Origin of the sequence: Muricauda sp. MAR_2010_75 (genome assembly GCF_000745185.1) — a bacterium.
Lineage (GTDB): Bacteria > Bacteroidota > Bacteroidia > Flavobacteriales > Flavobacteriaceae > Flagellimonas.
Genome location: NZ_JQNJ01000001.1, coordinates 1,731,460 through 1,750,712, shown reverse-complemented (window position 1 = coordinate 1,750,712; position 19,253 = coordinate 1,731,460). Strand labels below are relative to the sequence as shown.

General features: G+C 41.1%; 18 protein-coding genes. 10 read left to right on the top strand and 8 right to left on the bottom strand.

Annotation, left to right across the window (positions count from 1 at the left end):
• Positions 1–3 precede the first annotated feature (3 nt).
• The 3 genes from FG28_RS07845 to FG28_RS07835 are packed head-to-tail and all read left to right on the top strand — an operon-like array spanning position 4 to position 2,730.
• A complete protein-coding gene (locus FG28_RS07845; RefSeq protein WP_036381638.1) occupies positions 4–978 on the top strand; it encodes a TRAP transporter substrate-binding protein in 975 nt (324 codons plus the stop codon).
• On the top strand, positions 975–1,454 hold the full coding sequence (locus FG28_RS07840) for a TRAP transporter small permease (RefSeq protein WP_036381635.1): 480 nt from the start codon (positions 975–977) through the stop codon (positions 1,452–1,454). Before FG28_RS07845 ends, FG28_RS07840 begins: the two co-directional genes overlap by 4 nt.
• Positions 1,444–2,730 (top strand): TRAP transporter large permease, encoded by a 1,287-nt coding sequence (locus tag FG28_RS07835; RefSeq protein WP_036381632.1) that lies wholly within the window; start codon positions 1,444–1,446, stop codon positions 2,728–2,730. Before FG28_RS07840 ends, FG28_RS07835 begins: the two co-directional genes overlap by 11 nt.
• Here the strand turns inward: FG28_RS07835 and FG28_RS07830 are convergent.
• The gene (locus FG28_RS07830; RefSeq protein ID WP_036381629.1) at positions 2,716–3,765 is read right to left on the bottom strand and encodes a LacI family DNA-binding transcriptional regulator; all 1,050 of its coding nucleotides are present in this window, start codon (positions 3,763–3,765) and stop codon (positions 2,716–2,718) included. The genes FG28_RS07835 and FG28_RS07830 overlap by 15 nt on opposite strands.
• A gap of 255 nt (positions 3,766–4,020) precedes the next feature.
• Between FG28_RS07830 and FG28_RS07825 the strand changes: the two genes are divergently transcribed.
• Genes FG28_RS07825 through FG28_RS07815 form a run of 3 tightly spaced genes read left to right on the top strand, consistent with a single transcriptional unit; the run spans position 4,021 to position 8,531 of the window.
• Entirely contained in the window at positions 4,021–5,505 is a 1,485-nt protein-coding gene (locus FG28_RS07825; RefSeq protein WP_036381626.1) for a xylulokinase, read from the top strand.
• A gap of 13 nt (positions 5,506–5,518) precedes the next feature.
• Positions 5,519–6,844, top strand: a complete 1,326-nt coding sequence (xylA, locus tag FG28_RS07820; RefSeq protein WP_036381623.1) for a xylose isomerase — start codon at positions 5,519–5,521, stop codon at positions 6,842–6,844.
• Positions 6,845–6,878: 34 nt separating this feature from the next.
• The gene (locus FG28_RS07815) at positions 6,879–8,531 is read left to right on the top strand and encodes a sodium:solute symporter (RefSeq protein ID WP_036381620.1); all 1,653 of its coding nucleotides are present in this window, start codon (positions 6,879–6,881) and stop codon (positions 8,529–8,531) included.
• Between the two features lie 70 nt (positions 8,532–8,601).
• Here the strand turns inward: FG28_RS07815 and FG28_RS07810 are convergent, their stop codons facing one another.
• The 3 genes from FG28_RS07810 to FG28_RS07800 form a co-directional block, all read right to left on the bottom strand.
• Positions 8,602–9,714 (bottom strand): endo-1,4-beta-xylanase, encoded by a 1,113-nt coding sequence (locus FG28_RS07810; RefSeq protein ID WP_036386283.1) that lies wholly within the window; start codon positions 9,712–9,714, stop codon positions 8,602–8,604.
• A gap of 114 nt (positions 9,715–9,828) precedes the next feature.
• Positions 9,829–10,518, bottom strand: coding sequence for a LytTR family DNA-binding domain-containing protein (locus tag FG28_RS07805; protein ID WP_036381617.1), 690 nt, complete (start codon positions 10,516–10,518; stop codon positions 9,829–9,831).
• Positions 10,519–10,523: 5 nt separating this feature from the next.
• Positions 10,524–11,522, bottom strand: coding sequence for a sensor histidine kinase (locus FG28_RS07800; protein ID WP_036381614.1), 999 nt, complete (start codon positions 11,520–11,522; stop codon positions 10,524–10,526).
• Positions 11,523–11,810: 288 nt separating this feature from the next.
• On the opposite strand from FG28_RS07800, the gene FG28_RS07795 reads away from it, so the two are divergent.
• The 3 genes from FG28_RS07795 to FG28_RS07785 all read left to right on the top strand — a co-directional run bounded on the left by FG28_RS07795 (position 11,811) and on the right by FG28_RS07785 (position 15,012).
• Positions 11,811–12,371: a YceI family protein gene (locus FG28_RS07795; protein WP_036381611.1), complete on the top strand. Its 561-nt coding sequence runs from the start codon at positions 11,811–11,813 to the stop codon at positions 12,369–12,371.
• Between the two features lie 101 nt (positions 12,372–12,472).
• Entirely contained in the window at positions 12,473–12,982 is a 510-nt protein-coding gene (locus FG28_RS07790; protein WP_036381608.1) for a PepSY domain-containing protein, read from the top strand.
• A gap of 242 nt (positions 12,983–13,224) precedes the next feature.
• On the top strand, positions 13,225–15,012 hold the full coding sequence (locus FG28_RS07785) for a carboxypeptidase-like regulatory domain-containing protein (RefSeq protein ID WP_036381605.1): 1,788 nt from the start codon (positions 13,225–13,227) through the stop codon (positions 15,010–15,012).
• Positions 15,013–15,057: 45 nt separating this feature from the next.
• Here FG28_RS07785 and FG28_RS07780 read toward each other — a convergent pair whose 3' ends face one another.
• Positions 15,058–16,065 carry a DUF4421 family protein gene (locus FG28_RS07780; protein WP_036381602.1) on the bottom strand — a complete coding sequence of 336 codons (1,008 nt, stop codon included), beginning with the start codon at positions 16,063–16,065 and terminating at the stop codon, positions 15,058–15,060.
• 423 nt (positions 16,066–16,488) lie between these two features.
• On the opposite strand from FG28_RS07780, the gene FG28_RS07775 reads away from it, so the two are divergent.
• Positions 16,489–17,814 (top strand): phage integrase SAM-like domain-containing protein, encoded by a 1,326-nt coding sequence (locus FG28_RS07775; protein WP_036381599.1) that lies wholly within the window; start codon positions 16,489–16,491, stop codon positions 17,812–17,814.
• Positions 17,815–17,981: 167 nt separating this feature from the next.
• Here the strand turns inward: FG28_RS07775 and FG28_RS07770 are convergent, their stop codons facing one another.
• From FG28_RS07770 to FG28_RS07760, 3 genes are all read right to left on the bottom strand, one after another.
• On the bottom strand, positions 17,982–18,197 hold the full coding sequence (locus FG28_RS07770; protein ID WP_036381596.1) for a DUF6922 domain-containing protein: 216 nt from the start codon (positions 18,195–18,197) through the stop codon (positions 17,982–17,984).
• Between the two features lie 266 nt (positions 18,198–18,463).
• Entirely contained in the window at positions 18,464–18,769 is a 306-nt protein-coding gene (locus FG28_RS07765) for a hypothetical protein (protein ID WP_036381593.1), read from the bottom strand.
• Positions 18,759–18,977, bottom strand: coding sequence for an addiction module protein (locus tag FG28_RS07760; protein ID WP_081894260.1), 219 nt, complete (start codon positions 18,975–18,977; stop codon positions 18,759–18,761). Before FG28_RS07760 ends, FG28_RS07765 begins: the two co-directional genes overlap by 11 nt.
• Between the last annotated feature and the right edge of the window lie 276 nt (positions 18,978–19,253).

The following is a 19,253-nucleotide window of genomic DNA, read 5'->3' as shown; positions in this document are numbered from 1 at the left end:
GTTATGAACATCAGAATAATTTTCATATGCTCATTGTTGCTGCTTTCCTGTGAACCAGATAAAAAAGCGGCCAACTCCATAAAATTGGCCCATGGCCTTGGGGTTACCCACCCTGTTCACGAAGCCATGGTCTATATGGCCGACTTAGTGGCCAAAAAATCGGACGGAAAATTAACGCTCGAGATATACCCAAGCAGCCAGTTGGGTTCCGAAAAGCAATGCTTGGAACTCCTCCAAATAGGCAGTTTGGGCATGACCAAGGTTTCCGCCGCCGTTATGGAAAATTTCTCCCCAGATTTACGAGTGCTCGGGTATCCATATCTTTTCCGGGACGATGAACATCGATTTAAAGTATATGATGGGGCCATTGGAAAACAACTCCTTTCAGGTTCTGAAAAATATTGGTTGAAGGGATTGACCTACTTTGATGCCGGAAATCGTTCGTTCTACACCAAAAACACTCCTATTGATAAGCCTGAAGATTTGCAGGGATTAAAAGTCAGGGTAATGCAAAGTCCCACGGCCATAGAAATGGTCAAAACATTTGGGGGCTCCCCTACTCCCATCTCTTGGGGAGAATTGTACACTGCCCTTCAACAGGGAGTGGTGGACGGTGCCGAGAACAACTTGCCGAGTTTTTATTCCTCAAAACATTATGAGGTATGCAAATTTCTGTCTTTGGACGAACATACCTCCGTACCCGATATTTTGGCCATAAGCACCATTGTTTGGGACAAATTGAAAGATTCCGAAAAAAAATGGATCACGGAAGCCGCCGAAGAGGCTACAGTATATCAACATAAACTCTGGAAGGAGGCAGAGCAGGAGGCCTTGGAGGAAGTGGAAAAGGCTGGTGTTGAAGTTTCATATCCGGACAAATCCCTTTTTGAGGAGAAATCGGAGTCCATGCTCAAAGCCTTGAAAGAAAAGGATGAGCACCTGTATCAGCTCGCGCAGCAAATAAAAAAAGTAAAATGACAAAAAACCGGATAGATCTTTTTTTGGAATGGACTCTTGCCATTTTGTTGGGTACCATGGTGATAGATGTTTTCTGGGGCGTAATTACGCGGTACATTTTGGATAGCCAAAGTTCATGGACCGATGAGCTGGCTCGATTTCTACTGATTTGGTTAAGTATTTTGGGCGCTGCCTATGCCTCTGGTAAGAAACTGCATATAGCCATTGATCTTTTGCCCAAATACCTCAACGATCGCAATAAGAAAATACTTGACATCATTACTACCTCCATTGTGCTGTTATTTGCCATTGCTGTCTTTTTGGTTGGCGGTCTGCGCTATGTCTATATTTCCTTCGCTTTAGGGCAAACATCCCCAGCATTAAAACTTCCCATAGGGGTTGTTTATATAGTGATGCCCATTGCTGGACTTTTTGTCTCATACTACAAAATATTGGACCTACAAACCACCTTTAAAAACTTGAAAAATGGAAATTAGCATTCTCATTTTGAGCTTTCTGGTTCTAATTTCACTACGGGTTCCCGTGGCTTGGTGCCTGGGGATTTCATCCTTGCTTACCCTTGTTGTAAGTGTGGACACCTTTCCCGCATTGACCACTATTGCACAACGCATAGTCACTGGACTTGACAGCTTTTCCATTCTGGCCATTCCTTTCTTTATTTTAGCCGGACATATCATGAACAAAGGAGGTATTGCCGAACGGTTGATCGATTTTGCCAAAGCTCTCGTAGGTTCTCTTCCGGGAGGGCTGGCCCACGTGAACATTGTTGCCGCCATGCTGTTTGGGGCCATTGCTGGATCAGCTGGGGCAGCCGCTGCAGCAATAGGTGGTTTTATGTCAGATAAAATGGAAGAGTCTGGTTATGACAAAGGTTTTGGTGTCGCGGTAAATGTTACCTCTGCAACTACAGGGTTGGTCATTCCGCCTAGTAATGTATTCATTATCTACTCTGTGGCCAGTGGAGGGGTAAGCATTGGCGCTTTGTTTTTGGCGGGTTATTTACCCGGAATTCTTACTGGACTTTTACTCATGGTTGTTGCCTATATATGGGCCAAGCGAAAAGGGTACCCAACCGCGGATAGGAGCTCCCTTAAGAACGTATTCAGCACATTTGTGAAAGCCTTGCCAAGCCTTTTTTTATTAGTAGTGGTCATAGGTGGAATTGTCGCTGGAATCTTCACGGCCACTGAAGCATCATCAGTCGCCGTTCTATATTGCTTGGCGTTGGCTGCCATCTATAAAGAAGTTTCCTTTAAAAATATCAGGCCAATCTTAGTGGAATCGTCTTCCACTATAGCCATTGTTATGTTGTTGATTGCCATGTCCATGGCGATGTCCTGGGTGCTCTCTTATGAAAATATCCCGCAAGCCATGACCGATGCGTTACTGGGCCTGAGCGATAACAAAATTATGGTCTTGATTCTCATTAATATTATATTGTTGGTGGTTGGAATATTTATGGATATGACCCCTGCTGTCCTCATTTTCACCCCAATCTTTCTTCCAGTTACCACCGCATTAGGTATTGATCCGGTTCATTTTGGAATCATCATGGTTTTAAACCTTTGCATTGGATTGTGCACACCTCCAGTGGGATCGGTTCTTTTTATTGGGATTGGAGTGGCACGAACCTCCATTCAAAAGGTTGTACGCCCACTTTTACCTTTGTTCTTGGCCATGATCATTGCACTGATTCTGGTAAGTATTTTCCCAGAATTGAGTCTCTGGCTACCCAGATTATTTGGCTTTTAGGCTAGGGACTTTCTTCAAAGAGGAATCCCTTACGATAATTTCCGTGCCCAGAACCGTTATTTCAGAGAGATCGGTATCATAATTTTGACCCGAATGATCTAGGATGCGTCTTGCAGATATGGCACCCATTTTAGCGGCAGGATGTGATACGGTTGAAAGTGAGGGCTGCACAATGGAAGCAATTGGGTCGTCGTTGAATCCTATTACGGCAAGATCATGAGGGACATCCACTCCCATTTTCTTTGCACACATAATGGCGCTCACTGCAGCTGTATCATTGGCCGAAAATATGCCATCAGGTGGGTTTTTCATTTTAAGAAGTTTTTTGGTGGCTTTGTTTCCTTCCTCAAAACTCAATGTTTTAAAATGAATGATAAGGTCTTCCTCAACAGGCAGGTCATATTCCTTTAGAGCATCCAAGTATCCCTTTTTCCGCTCTTCGTAAATATTTCTGTGCTGTGCTCCGGCAAAATGCGCAATCCGTTTGCATCCCTGTTCAATTAAATGCTTGGTTGCCGAATAACCTGCTGTGTAATTGTCAATAACAACTTTATAGGAATTGAAATTGTCTGGGACCCTATCCACAAAAACGGTGGGTATTCCCTTATCTATAAATTTTTGGAAGTGCCCCATATCAACAGTTTCCATGGAAAGGGAAACCACAAGACCGGTAATGCGGCTATCGTATAGTGCATTACAATTACTGACCTCGTTTTCATACTTATCATTGGACTGGCTTATCAACACATTGTACCCAGCTTTCCGGGCGGTTTCTTCAATACCACTGATCAAGGAAGCCATAAAAGGTCTGTTTATCCGGGAAATAAGCACCCCAATGGTATTACTTTTATTGTTTCTGAGTCCTGCAGCCAAATTATTGGGACGATATCCCATTTCCTCAGCAGCTTCTTTAATCAACTTTATGGTCTTCTTACTGATACTCTTATGGTTGTTCAAAGCTCTTGAAATAGTCGAGGGAGAGTAGTTCAATTCTTTGGCGAGATCGTAGATGGTAACCTCCTTTTTAATCTTCATCTGTCATAATGCGGTTAGGTCGTCCAAGTCCAAGAATGGAAACGGACCTGAATTTCAAGTTACTAAATTAACTTTTAGTTTCCTTTTTAGAGTATTATTTTTCCAATTGTTAGTGCCATACTTATACTAACAGAAAAAAATGATTTGTTAAAAAACCACAATCTACACTAAATTATTTAAAGAAATAAATTTACGCAATCGATTCCGTTACCTATATTTGAAAAATTGTATCAAAAAATTACTCAATTTCGATTTATGCACTGGATAGGTTTCGATATTGGTAGTTCCTCCATCAAAGCAGCCCTCATCAATGCCGATGATGGCAGCGTACTGGACATTGCACAATATCCCAAAAAGGAAATGCCCATTATATCAATCAACCTAGGTTGGGGAGAACAGGACCCCGAGCTTTGGTGGAAGCATTTATGTGCCGCCACCCAAGAGTTGATTTCCAATAACAACATTTCCAAAAATAACATTAAAGGTATAGGAATATCGTACCAAATGCATGGATTGGTCACGGTTGATAAAAACCTTCAACCCTTAAGGCCTTCCATTATTTGGTGCGACAGCCGCGCCGTGGAAATTGGCGAGCAATTGTTTCAGGCTTCTGGAAAAGATAAATGTGTGGAGCATCTGCTGAATTCTCCCGGAAATTTCACGCTTTCAAAATTAAAATGGGTAAAGGATAATGAGCCGGATACCTTTAAAAAAATCCACAAATTCATGCTGCCGGGCGATTATATCGCACTAAAACTATCTGGGTCTTGTGTTACCACCCCTTCTGGACTTTCAGAAGGAATTATGTGGGACTTTAAAGAAAACGATGTGGCTTCATGGCTTTTGGAAGACGCTGGTATTGATCCTGCCTTAATTCCTAAGATACGTCCTTCTTTTTCTCAGCAAGGCATTGTCTCAAAACAAGGAGCCCAGGAATCAGGACTACCCGAAGGGATTCCCATTATGTACCGTGCCGGCGACCAGCCTAACAACGCTTTGGCACTCAATGTCATGGAACCTGGTGAAATTGCTGCTACTGGAGGTACTTCCGGCGTAGTCTATGCCATCTCGGGCCAAAAAAATACACAAGAGCATACGCGAATCAACAGTTTTGCCCATGTAAACCATACTGGAGACGATACCAGAATTGGCAAACTCCTGTGCATCAATGGTACGGGCATTCAATATAGCTGGGTCAGAAACGAATTGACCAACGCGCTTTCATACAACAGCATGAACGAACAAGCTGAATCTGTTCCTATTGGTTCAGAAGGATTAAATATTCTACCTTTTGGAAACGGTGCTGAACGCATGCTGAACAATAGCAACAAAGGGTCTCGAATTTTAAACCTCAACTTTAATGTGCACAAAGCACCGCATATTTTTAGGGCTGCATTGGAAGGCATTGCCTTCTCTTTTGTGTACGGCATGGAAATTCTTAAAAATGATGGAGTTGATATAGCCTCCATCAAGGCTGGAAACGATAATTTGTTTCGGGCTGGAATTTTTTCGAGGACCATCGCCACACTGACCAATAGTAGAATCGATATTGTAGAGACCACTGGAGCTGTAGGAGCTGCACGAGCAGCCGCCTTTGCGTTTGGAGATTTTAAAAGTATTGGCGAAGCAACCGAGACAGATGCTGTACAATTGACCTATCAGCCTGATGACCCAATGGAAAAATATCGCGAAGCTTACGATGAATGGAAAAAACAATTAGAAGAATATATTGACAATTGAATAACTTAAAACTATGATTACGAAAGGAGACAAGGAGTATTTTAAAGGTATAGGGAAAATATCTTTTGAAGGAAAAGGATCGGACAATCCCCTATCATTTAAATATTACGATGAGAACAAAGTGGTCGGTGGAAAGACCATGAAAGAGCATTTCAGATTTGCCATTGCGTATTGGCATACCTTCACCGGAGTTGGAGGCGACCCTTTTGGAGCGCCCACCCAAGAATTTCCATGGTTGACGAGTACAGATCCCATCCAGCAGGCCAAGGACAAAATGGATGCCGCTTTTGAATTTATTACCAAAATAGGTGCTCCTTACTATTGTTTTCATGATTTTGATTTGATTGCCGAAGGCGGTACGCTGGCAGAATCTGAAAAAAGACTGCAAATCATCACCGATTATGCCAAAGAAAAAATGGCAGCCTCTGGGGTAAAACTTCTTTGGGGCACAGCCAATTGCTTCAGCAATCCAAGGTATATGAACGGTGCGGCCACCAATCCAGATTTTGATGTTGTTGCCTACGCTGGTGCCCAGGTGAAAAATGCATTGGATGCGACTATAAAATTGGGCGGTGAAAATTATGTCTTTTGGGGCGGTCGTGAAGGGTATATGTCCCTTTTGAACACCAATATGGGTCGTGAACAGGACCACATGGCCCGATTCCTTCATATGGCCAAAGATTATGCAAGAAAACAAGGATTCAAAGGAACCTTCTTTATCGAGCCAAAACCCATGGAGCCCACAAAGCACCAATATGATTTTGACTCAGCAACTGTATTGGGCTTCTTGACTAAGTATGATCTTTTGGATGATTTTAAATTGAACATTGAGGTGAACCACGCTACTTTGGCGCAACATACTTTTGAGCATGAGCTTCAGGTTGCCGCTGATAACAACTTGTTGGGAAGTATTGATGCCAACCGTGGAGATTACCAAAACGGATGGGATACCGATCAGTTCCCAGTGGATGTATACGAGCTTACACAGGCCATGTTGGTCATACTTCAAGCAGGAGGCTTCCAAGGAGGCGGTATCAACTTCGATGCAAAAATCCGAAGAAACTCAACCGATCTTGATGATATCTTCCATGCGCATATTGGCGGAATGGACACTTTTGCAAGGGCTCTGTTGGCAGCAAATGACGTATTGGAAAATTCCAATTATATTAGTCTCCGTAAAGAGCGATATAGTTCATTCGATTCCGGCACCGGAAAAGCGTTTGAGGATGGTACGTTGACATTGGAAGACCTTCACGGTCATGCGTCTGCAAACCAAGACATTAAAAAGCGCAGTGGTAAGCAGGAACTGTTTGAGAACATTATCAATCAGTACATCTAATAAAAATCACTAAGCAAACTAACAACAATTAATTATGGAATCAGTTTTAGAGAGGCCGGATTGGATCGTCCTAGGCATCTACTTTTTGGCACTTATTGGAGTGGCCGTTTGGGTGGTCGCCCAAAAGAACAAAGATACCGAGGACTACTTTTTGGCTGGTAGAAACGTGGGATGGTTCGTTATCGGCGCCTCAATTTTTGCATCGAACATTGGTTCGGAGCACGTAGTGGGGTTGGCCGGTACGGGATTTGAATCGGGCACACCCATGGCCCATTATGAGCTACATGCTTGGATTGTATTATTGCTCGGTTGGTTGTTCCTACCGTTCTACATTCGAAGTGGGGCCTTTACCATGCCCGAGTTTCTCGAAAAACGATTTGATAGTAAATCCCGTTGGTTTTTGTCCATTTTCTCATTGGTCGCCTATGTTTTGACCAAGGTTTCGGTAACCATCTATGCCGGTGGTATTGTGGTTTCCGAACTTTTGGGGATTCCGTTTTGGTACGGAGCCATTGGAGTGGTGGTCTTTACCGGAATCTACACGATCATCGGTGGGATGAAAGCGGTAATCTATACCGAAACCCTTCAGACCATTATTCTTATTCTAGGTTCATTGATCATTACCTATTTGGGCCTTAAAGAAGTAGGTGGATGGAGCCAACTCCATGAAACTGTAACCGCGGTAAGTCCAGATCATTTTAACATGTGGCGCCCCATGAGCGACCCAGATTTTCCGTGGACCGGACTATTGTTCGGTGGTACCATCGTGGGGATTTGGTATTGGTGTACGGATCAGTACATAGTACAACGTACCCTTGCCGCCAATAATATTAAAATTGGTAGACGAGGAGCCATTTTTGGAGCCTATCTAAAATTGATGCCCATTTTAATTTTCTTGATTCCCGGTATTATTGCCTTTGCATTGACCGTACAAAACCCAGAGGTTTTTAGTGTAGAACGCGCGGACAGGGCTTTCCCAATGTTGGTTAAAACACTTCTTCCAGTTGGATTGAAAGGTTTGGTGGCCGGTGGACTTATGGCTGCTCTGATGAGCTCATTGGCCTCTGTGTTCAATTCCTGTTCCACAATTTTCACCATTGATATCTATAAAAAATTGCGCCCAGAAAAAACAGAGCGTCAATTATTGACCATAGGTAAAGTGGCAACCGGATTTATTGTTGTACTGGGCATCATTTGGATTCCTATTATGGATAAAATTGGGGGTGGGGTCATGTATCAATACCTTCAAAATGTGCAATCTTATATTGCTCCACCAGTGACCACTGTTTTCCTTTTGGGTATTATTTGGAAACGAGTCAATTCCAAAGCGGCCATTACAACGCTTCTGGCCGGTCTAGTATTATTGATACTCCGTTTGGGCTCAGAAATCTATTATCAACCACAGATTGCAGCTGGTGAAGATGTATCTGGCTTTATGTTTGCCTTTGCTACAGTTAATTTTGCCCACATGGCAATTTTCATGTTCATATTTTCGGTAGCACTATGTATTGCGGTAACCTTGGCCACAGCGCCACCAAATTATGCTTTGATCAAAGGTTTGTCCTTTGGTACTTTATCTGCCGAAGATCGTACTGCAACCAAAGGAAGCTACAGTACCATAGATGTAGTGCTCTCCGTATTATTGGTAGTCATTGTAATTGCGATTCTATCGTACTTTACAGGGTAGTCAATTGCGGTTACATATAATAATAAAAGCCCAGAAACAATCTGGGCTTTTTTATATTCTTTTCGTTTTTTCACTCCTCGAAGTCTATTACTTTGTAATAGGCTTTTTTGGGTTGCAATTTTTCATCGAACAGTAACGGATAATTTTTTCGTCCCCGTACCGGAAAATTATCCAACCACGAATAACGGTCAGAGATATTCCAAAAAGTCACGCTGGTAAGTGTATCCTCATAATCCCTAAAAACCCTGAACAGCATATCGTATTGTTTGATTTGTTTCTGCTCCTGCTCTGGTTTAAAGGCATCATCCTCATCTTTTGGCAAGGGATCTCTCCTACTATGTTCTTTGTGGTATACGGAAACATCCAGTTCGGTTATCTGGACTTCAACACCTAAAGAAGCGTACTTTTCTATGGCGTCCCTTAATTCCTGCTCTGTGGGTTCATAAATAGAAAAGTGACCTTGAATGCCCACCCCATGAATTGGCACCCCAGCATCTTGGATCATTTTTACCAACTTATAGATTTTGTCCCTTTTTATGGGATGTACAGCACTATAGTCGTTATAAAACAGTTTAAGGTCAGGGTCGGCTTCATGGGCATATTCAAATGCCTTGATGATAAAATCCTCCCCACAGATCTGGTACCACGGAGAATCTCTTAAAAATTCATCTTCCTTGTCCGATATTGCTTCATTGACCACATCCCAAGCATATATCTTTCCCTTGTACCGCTTTACTACAGTAGTGATATGGTCTTTTAAACGTTGGAGCAACACTTCCTTGCTCACCTGATCTCCATTTTTATCTTTGAAAATCCAATCACCGGCTTGGTTGTGCCAACATAGGGCATGCCCCCGCAATTTTAGGTTATGTTCTACGGCAAAGTCGGCAACTTGGTCCGCATATTCCCAATTATACCGATTCTCTTCTGGATGGATTGGTCCCATTTTCATAACATTTTCCGGTGTCATGCTGTTAAAATGCTTTAAGATCAGCTCGGCACTTTCTCCTTCCAAGGCTCTAGGCGAAACTGCCACCCCAACAGGAAAATGGTCCTTATAATAATCCTTAAGGCCCTTTTCTGATGCTTCTTCTTGGGAATACCCAAGAAATACCGTCGATACTGCCGCTAATACCATTAACAAAAAGTATTTAAGCTTGCTGCTGTCTGATTTTGTGTTCATTTGTAAAATTTTAAGTACAATAGATTGATTATCAGTGATTGTGCCAAATATAATCAAAAGCCAAACAATCGATTGCATTGTGGAGGGTCTTTATGATAAAAACACAATTGCTCTTTACCCCAAGATATTTTTCAGAAAGTGGTCTTTGTAGGCACGGCCCAACGGTATTTTTGAGCCGTCAATAAGATAAACCAAGTTTCCTGATATACGGTCTATCTTTTTGGTGTTCACAATATGTGACTTGTGGACTTGGAAAAAATGGGGTGGCCCTAAAATATCCACCCAATGCCGTAAGGGTTCATTGGAAAGTACCTTTCTTTTTTCGGTACGGATTTCTGTGTAATCGGAATCAGAAGAAATGGCCAAAATATCGTTGACAGACACTTTAATGTGCTCGTGACTGGACTTGACATAGATCTCACTGATTTGATTGGATGTAACGGCTTCTTCCTGTTCTTGTTTCATGCTGGCTTTATTTACCGCCTGAAGAAAACGTTGAAAAGAGAACGGTTTCAGCAAATAATCCACTACGTTGAGGTCATATCCTTCCAGAGCATATTCCGAAAAAGCAGTGGTGAGAATTACATGGGGCGCATCTGGTATACTTTTTAAAAACTCAATGCCATTGATTTTGGGTAAGTGGATGTCCAAAAACATTAAGTCCACAGGTTTTGAGTTCAAAAACTCCATGGCCTGTAACCCGTCAGAGAATATCCCGACCAACTCAAGGTGATTGACATCTTCTATGAACTTTTGAAGAATTCGTTGGGCAGGGGGTTGATCTTCAACAATGATACATCTCATATTCCTTATGCTTTTTCAAGTTCCAGCCTTAGGTATACAATATAAGAGTTGTTTTCCTCACTTATCTCCAACTTGTGCTTATTGGGATATAAAAGTTCCAATCGTTTTTGCACGTTCCTTAGTCCTATTCCTTTTGCAATGGTGTCCAGACTAGGTACGGCCTCAAAGTTGTTCTTACAGTTAAACTCCAAGACGGAGTCGGTCATTTTTACAGAAATATCTATTTCAATATTGGAAGATTGCCCAGATTGACTGTGCTTAAAGGCATTTTCTATAAACACAATCAATATAAGTGGTGCAATCTTGTAGCCTGGTTTTATGTTGACCGTTTCAAAATTAACATCCCCCCTGTTCTCAATCTGTAATTTATACAAGCGAATAAAGTTGTCCAGTTGTTCAATTTCCTTTTTTAGGGGAACAAACTGTTCTTTGGATTCGTACAACATGTACCGGAGCACTCCGCTCATTTCCAATATAATCTCTGGTGTTTTGGGCGAATTCTGAAGTGCATAAGAGTACAGGTTGTTCAGGTTATTGAACAAAAAATGAGGGTTGATCTGCGAACGTAAAAATTGCAGTTCACTTTCTTGAATCGTGGACTGTAGCTCGTCAATTTCGGCTTGTTTCTGCAGGGCATCCCAACCAAACTTACAACCCGAAAGTATGGTCATTACAGGTAAAATACCCAAAAGGGAGGCATATACCCCTGGGAACCCATTTCCCCTTCTGGTGTTTGGAAACATTAGGGGTTCCAGAACCAATTCCTCTATCGCAATCACGGTCGTGACCACTGCGAAGAATGCTACAAAAAATTGCCAATATTTTTTTTTATAAAGGTATCTTGGCATTAAGAAATAAGTGATTACCACTGTGGCCACACTATAATACAAAAGAAATATGGCCCTGTCCACATTAATGGCCTCCCTGTTCTTATCAAAAGAGAAGAACAACAGCACAATTATGTGAAGTACAATTTGAAAAAGAAGTTCCTTTCTAGAAATCAATTCGTTCCAATTAAATCAAGAATCAAAACTAGCGATAAAAAAGGTCTGGAAAAAAACTGTTTCGCCAACAACAAAGTTAACCCCATGAACAACACCTTAACTATAGTTTTCTACAAACCAGTTGATTAGGGGTCAACCTGAGTCGTTCACAGAAAATTGTTTAAAGTTCAACTCTATTTTACCATATTGATCTTCATCTTTTTAAAAATTAAAGTTTCTAAATAAATTATGATACTTTAACGCTTGAAACGAATTAAACAATCACTAACACCTAAATTTAAACACATCATGAAAAAAATAACTTTGACTTTGGCACTATTACTAGGTTTGGCCGTCACTGCACAGTCCACATGGAAATCTGATCCAGCGCACTCCAAAGTAGGTTTTGCCATAACCCACTTAATGATCTCTGAAGTTGAAGGCCATTTTGGAGATTTTGATATCACCGCAACGGCTACAGATACTTTTGAGGATGCCGAATTCATGGTTGACATTAAAACAACCAGCATAGATACCGACAACTCCAGAAGGGACGATCATCTACGAAGTGATGACTTTTTTGCCGCAGAGAAACATCCATCCATTACCTTTAAAACTACTGGCTATGAGAAAACCGGGGACAAGACCTTTATGCTGACCGGTGATTTAACCATGCATGGTACTACCAAGCCCGTTACCTTAGAGGGAAAAGTGAACGGTGTCATAACGGACCAAAGAAGCCAAAAATTAAAGGCCGGTCTTAAAATCACGGGCACAGTGAATAGGTTGGAATTTGGTGTGGGTGGTGACACCCCAACTTTGGGTGATGATGTAGATATTACCATAAACCTAGAGATGGCACAACAATAAAACTACTATTAGAAAAAGAGAATAAGAAAGGACCAAATTACCTTATGGGTTTTTGGTCCTGATTCTTTTGATACATTTATTTAGGGCCTCAAAGTAAAATTATGGGAAGAAAATCAGAAAATACATTCCGGGAAATCCACAGGTACCTTGGATTCTTTTTGGCGGGCATTATGGCCGTTTATGCCATAAGCGGCATCGTGCTCACCTTTAGGAACACCGATTATATGAAGAGTGAAGTCCAGATACAGGCTACCTTGGAGCCCAATCTCGAAGAAGAGGCTCTGGGTGCCGCTTTGCGAAAAAGAGGATTTAAGGTCGATAAAACCGAAAGCGGCCTGATGTATTTTAATGGGGGGACCTATAACATAAAGACCGGGGAAACTACTTATACTGAAAAACGCCTGCCTAAGCTTTTGGACAATATGAACAAATTGCACAAAATGCACTCGGGGCACCCTTTGTTCTGGCTGGGTATTTTCTTTGGGGTTGCCCTTTTGTTCTTTGCGGTATCGGCCTTCTTTATGTTCCGGCCCAAGGCTCCCATCTACAAAAACGGACTGTATTTTGCAGCAGCAGGTTTTTTGCTAACGGTGATACTCTTGTTTGTTTAAAAGTCTCTATTTCTTTCCTACAACAAAAAGCCGCCAAAATTGGTGGTTTTTACGATTTGGTCCATTCTGCTTTGCATAAAAACTCATTGAAAAATAGCACTTTGGACCAATTTTTGATACTTTTTACATGCCCGCTGATAAAATAATATTATCTTGTGGGTAGACATAGACGTTACAATCTTTGTCAGAAAAATTCCCCCGTTGTAAAAAACACAATTTGTAAACACAAAAATCCAACGGTATTGAAAGCAATTGCCACAACCAGTATTTTTCTTCTCTTTTTGACATTTTCCTACGGGCAAAAAAACATTCATGGGAAAGTTACCAATCTAGGAAATCCGTTACAGGATGTTCACATTGCCAATCTTTCTTCGGGAGACAACATTGGTTCTGACCAAAACGGTATGTATGAAATCATGGCCAAGCCCAAAGAGGAACTCCGGTTCACCTATGTTGGGATGGACACCATCTCTGTTATCGTAGAAGATGTCACCAAAATCCTCAATATCCAAATGAAGATACGAGTGGAAGAACTGGATGAGGTTACGGTGTCGAAAAAAGTATTGAAAGGCCAGAGAGAATTGGAATTGGAGTACGATTCCAATCCCAATATCATCAAATCTGCCTTCGGGTACTTAAACAAAGAAACGGCTAGCTACTCACTTCGTATAATCGATGAGGATGAGTTTGATCTAGCTCCCAGCCTTGATTTTGTAATCACTGGAAGATTTGCAGGGGTAGCTGCTAAATGCGATCCCACAACTGATGAATTAAAAGTGTTCATGCGGTCCCGAGGCAGCCTAATAAGGCCTTCAAACATAATCCAAAGCCTTTCTTTGAACAAAGGCTCATCCTCTCCTGGCTTATCTAGAGGGCAAGCTGTTTTTGATGTGGACGGTGTTGTATTGACTCGTATAAAATGCAGTACTCTGTGGGGCAACCTTCGGAGAGTTGCTTTTATTCCGTCCTATGCCGGGTTAGCGCGATATGGGCACTTGGGCATAAACGGGGTCGTCGTCATCAATACCAAAACAGGAACGGTCATCCCAAAAGAAGGAGAAGGCTTACCCTATGATCGGGCAAAACTGCGAAACAATTATCTCACCGAAGATTTAGTAGATGCTGAGGGAGTCGGTGCTTCTTTGCCTGGTTATCTCACAGAACTCAAGGAAAGTGGGTCACCTGAAGCTGCTCGGACCGTATTTGAAAACAATAAGCGTAAATACGCCAATCACGCCTTCTTTTATCTCGATTCCTACCGATACTTTTATGATAAGGATGAAGCATTCGCCAATACCATCTATGACGAATATGTTGAATTGAACGATAACAATCCAGTGCTACTGAAGGCCATGGCCTATGTGTTGGAAGCGCAGGGCCAGCAGGAAAAGGCACATGCGCTCTACAAACAGGTGTACAAGCTTCGGCCTGAATATGCCCAGAGCTTTATTGATATGGCCAACAGTTACCGCAATCTGGACAAACCTGAGTCAGCCGCATCGCTCTATGCACGGCATTCTTATCTTTTGGAGGAAGGCCTGTTGCCCAAAGACAGTATGGAGCTTGCCGCAATCATGCAACGGGAGGTGGACAACCTCTTTGATTTGGACAACGGCTCCCTGAAAATCAAAAAGCGAAAGAAAGATTTTGATGAACGTAGCACGCGTTTGGTCTTTGATTGGAACGATTCTGAAGCAGAATTCGACCTACAGTTTGTAAATCCTGACAACCAATATTTTGAGTGGAAACATACCCTAGCTGAAATGCCGAATAGAATCCGCTCAGAAAAGGAATTGGGTTACGCCATGGCAGATTTTCTTCTAGACAATGAATTGTTGGGCACCTGGAAAATCAATGCCACCTATCATGGTAACAAGCAGGTCACGCCTACTTATATAAAAGCCACTATTTATAGAAATTACGGCAGCAAACTGCAAAGCAAGGAAGTCAAGGTATTTAAATTGGGTATGAAAGGCGTGAACCAACACCTATTTACACTAAGGATTCCTTCGGAAGTGGTTCATAATTAAAGACAGTATCGCTCTGAAATATCTTGAAAATCATTACGAATATCCTCAAAAAAGATTTTTCAACTTTTCGGGTGTTTCAAATCGGTATCCAATATAAAAAAGGCCATGCCATAAATTATTGGATATGGTATTATCGCTTTCATCCTTGTAGGTATAGCCATTAAAACTACCCCTAATTCCCATGTAGAGTTGGTCTGTATTGTACCCCAATTGGAGTCCCCCGCCGTAATCGGAAACAAAATAGGTGTTTTTATCAACCACACCATCCAACGTATATTTGGATGTTTTGGGTCCAATACCTGCACGTGCGTAGGGTGCAATGTTAACTTTTGGCGATACCACATAGTTGTAATAATATCCAAGATCCGCGCGTAAATCAACCTGATTTTCTTTACCGTAGGACCCACTTTCAAAAGTGTTGGCCAACTTTGTAAAATTATAACGTAATGCGGGTATAAAGCTTCCACTGCTCGTTAATTGCCATTCTTGTCGGTTAAGCAAAGACCTAAGCGAAAATTTTTCATTTAGGACAAAGCCTGTATACCCTCCCCATTCAATGCTTTTTAAATCTGGGAATTGTAAATAAGGGTCTGTACCTTCCTGCCACAGTGGTACAAAATCTTCGGTATTTTCTACATAAAATCCCTTCATCCTTCTAAAAAAGACATTTTGCACAAATCTTCCGGGAAACATATTCACCTGATATTCCGTAAAGGAGCTATCCCCTTTTAGTTCATCATCATCATTTCCTGATAAAAATCCCGGGGAAAACCCAAAACTTAAATTCAAGAATTTGTAGTTCAACCGCAGTGTAAGCTTTACATCATTGTTGGTAACCAAGTGAAAATTTTCAGTGTCAGGACCGCTCACAATAAATTCATCTATATCCGTACTTAAATCAACACCGTAAGCAAGTTTATCGGTATAGGAGATGATATTGGAATCTACAGCTTCCTGTCCATAAATTTGAGTGAAAACCATTACGTTTAAGGCAAAGGCAAACAAAAGACCAACAAATATCTTAACAGGAGGACAGCGGTTTATTCCTTGCATTTGGTCAATGTTTGATTTACAAGTATTTATGGAAATAAGGTACAAAAAATTGGTTTTTAACCTTAGCTAGGTAAACGATTTTTCATACGAATAAAACTTTGTTTAAATCAATGAAGGAGAGAGTTGCGCCGTAACTGTTTTTAGAATAAACCCATGCTGTCCCTTACATTCATCACAAACTTCTCGCCCACCCCAAACAACAAAGAGCCACACTTTCGTGCAGCTCTTTTATTTTTGCTCCCCCTCTTGGGCTCGAACCAAGGACCCTCTGATTAACAGTCAGTTAATATATGGTTTTGTGTGAATTTATATATTTTCAACTATTTGTTTTTCAGTAGTTTTTATTAATTTTAAGTCCATATAAAACCATTTCAATCCAAAAAAAGCACGCCGAAAGCACGCCACTGAAATCCTTATAACAATATGGCCACAATCAAGATTACCTTTGATAAACGAGCAGACCACACAACTAAAGATAAAAAATTCCCATTGGTTCTTCGTATAGGGCATGTCAGAAAAACTAGGGACATCCCTTTCAATATACATTTAAAGGAAACCCAGTATGATTTTTCAACTGGGATAATAACTGGAATACTAAATGCTTCAAGGCATACCAAGCGTACACGGAAGATTTATTCAGATGTAGACTTATGGATGGATGAGAATGCAGGTGAAATTAAAAATTGGGAAATAAGTCGTTTAAAATCTGAAATCGAGCAAAGGTTTTTCAAAAAATCCCCTTCCCGCTCCATACTAAACCATGGTGCAATATACTTGAATCGCCTTCGCCTTGAGGAGCGCTACTCAACTGCCAGTTCCTATGAGGACGCACTTAAAGCATTAGTCAAATTTCGAAAAAATCTAAAGGGACAGGATGATACACTTCCAATCAGAACTCTTTATAAAATGGAGGACAAAAAATTAAGGGTGCTGGAAGATTTTTCGGAGTTGGATATGGAAATAAAAGCTATGGACTATGCTTTCCTAAAAGATTTCAAAGCGTATATGAGCAATCGATATAGATCACGAAATACTCCCTCCATCCATCTTAGGAGTCTACAGGCCATAATGAACGATGCAGGAAAAACTTATTCCGATTTAAAAGACCATAACCCGCTATCAAACATAAAGAAACAAAGCCATGAAAATGCTCCTGACCCATTAAGTTTGGGAGATATTATGGCCATTCGCAAATTGAAACTAAAACCACAAACCCCTATTTGGCACACGCGCAACTATTTATTGTTCATGTTCAATAACATGGGCATGAACCATTATGACATGGCAACAATAAAACGATATCAGTTTGAGGACAATCGCATAAAGTACTATAGAAAAAAGACACACTATGAGGGTGATTACTTTAGTGTTTTACAAAATGAAGAAGCTCTAAGAATCATTGGATTCTATTTGAACGGACAAAAGGAAGATGAGTATCTTTTCCCTATTATCCCGGAAGACACCACTCCGGAAAGAATGCATAAAGTCAATAACGGAAAAGTGAAAATTTTTAACAAGTACGCAGCTAAAATTGCTGCACTTGCTAGAATAGAAAAAAAAATTACTACCTATACCCTTCGGGATACATGGACAAATATCGGCTTGGACATGGGTATCGATATCCGAAAAATCTCATCGGGACTTGGACATTCCAGTGTTCAGGTAACTGAAAAACACTATGGTAAAAGTGTTTCCGAGAAAATATTGGATGAAATCAATGCCAAGATCACAAAAGTTCAAAGCCCTTGACCAAAATCACTTTGGGAAGTACAAACCCCTACAGCTGTAATCGTCACTATTTAATCACACAGTTAGGGAGTACTTAAAATTGTCAGCCATGCTTTCAAGCACTAAAACCATATCCCTAAAGCGGCTTTTTTTGTTCATTGATTGGGACAGCTACATTTCGTGTGCCTTTAAATTGAAATCGTTTTATAGAAATTAAGGGTCTTTTTTGAGCCTCCTTTGGTCTTTTCCAATGCCGAGATAATCTCCCTTTGCGAATATGTCAATTTAATAAGCCCAATTTCCAGATCCGTACCTCGTTCGGGCATCCTTACAATGATAAAGTCCCTATCCTTTTTGATATCCAATAGGTTAATGTCCACTTCCCAAAAGGTAGCAGGGCTCAATTGATCTTTGTTGAGCCTTTGCCTTTCAATATCTTATAATCCTAACAAAAATTTACTGGTTTTTTAAGTGTTTGGCAATCCTGCTGCTCTGATTGAACATTGATTTTCTCATTTTTCTTTTCTCTCCCTTTCCACAAAAGAGCACCCAAAAGGTGTCAAAATCCCTAACTGTAATTCAAATAACGTTGGGTCGTCGTAGGAAAGTCAGTCTTCAGGCAAGAAAAAAGAGGCTGGTTGTCCCTTTGTTCCTTGTTCAGTGTTCCATATTATTTCTCTTTCAATCTTTTAAACCATTTCCTTGGGCTTCTGGACTGATGGAAAACGGAAATTCCCGTAATCATGTCATCCTCGATCATATAATGGATCCCATAGGGAAAACGCCTGATGAACTTTATCCGGACACCCCTGTATCTGACCTGATAACCAAGGGGTGTGTTCAATATATCTGCATATCCTTCCTCCAGGCAAAGTTCAAAATCTACAGATAGACCCTTACGGATATCCTCATACTGTAGAATCGCCTCTGCAATATCCTGATCGGCAGCTTCAAGGATCTGGAACCTATAGGTCATTCCTCAATTTGGCATTTCGTTTTCTTGATTCCTCCAGGGAATAATACTTGGCACCTCCGCTCTTATGGTGGTCGATACGACTATCGAGTTCCGTTTTCATTTCATCGCTCAACTCTATGGAGTCCTTGTCCTCAATCGAGTCCCAAATGTCCTGAGCGATCAAAATACGCTTGGCCACTGGCATTTTTTTAATATCCTGAATATCCATAACCTGATGTTTTATTGTCCTGTTTTCCCTTCATCCGTTGCCATGCTATCCGTACTTACCTGTAAAAATAATCCCCTGGATGCATTTGGAAATTTAGTGAGCTCCCCTTTTTGGGGATGTCGGAAACCTCTTTGACAGCCAAATACTTGACAATAATCCAAAGTTAAGCAATTAATGTTTTGGATACTTGTGAACGTTTCTGTGTTCTTTGGCTCTTTTATTTATGCTTCATTGTTTCTTAAAAGCAGGGTGCTTGCTGATTCCCCAAAAAGGATT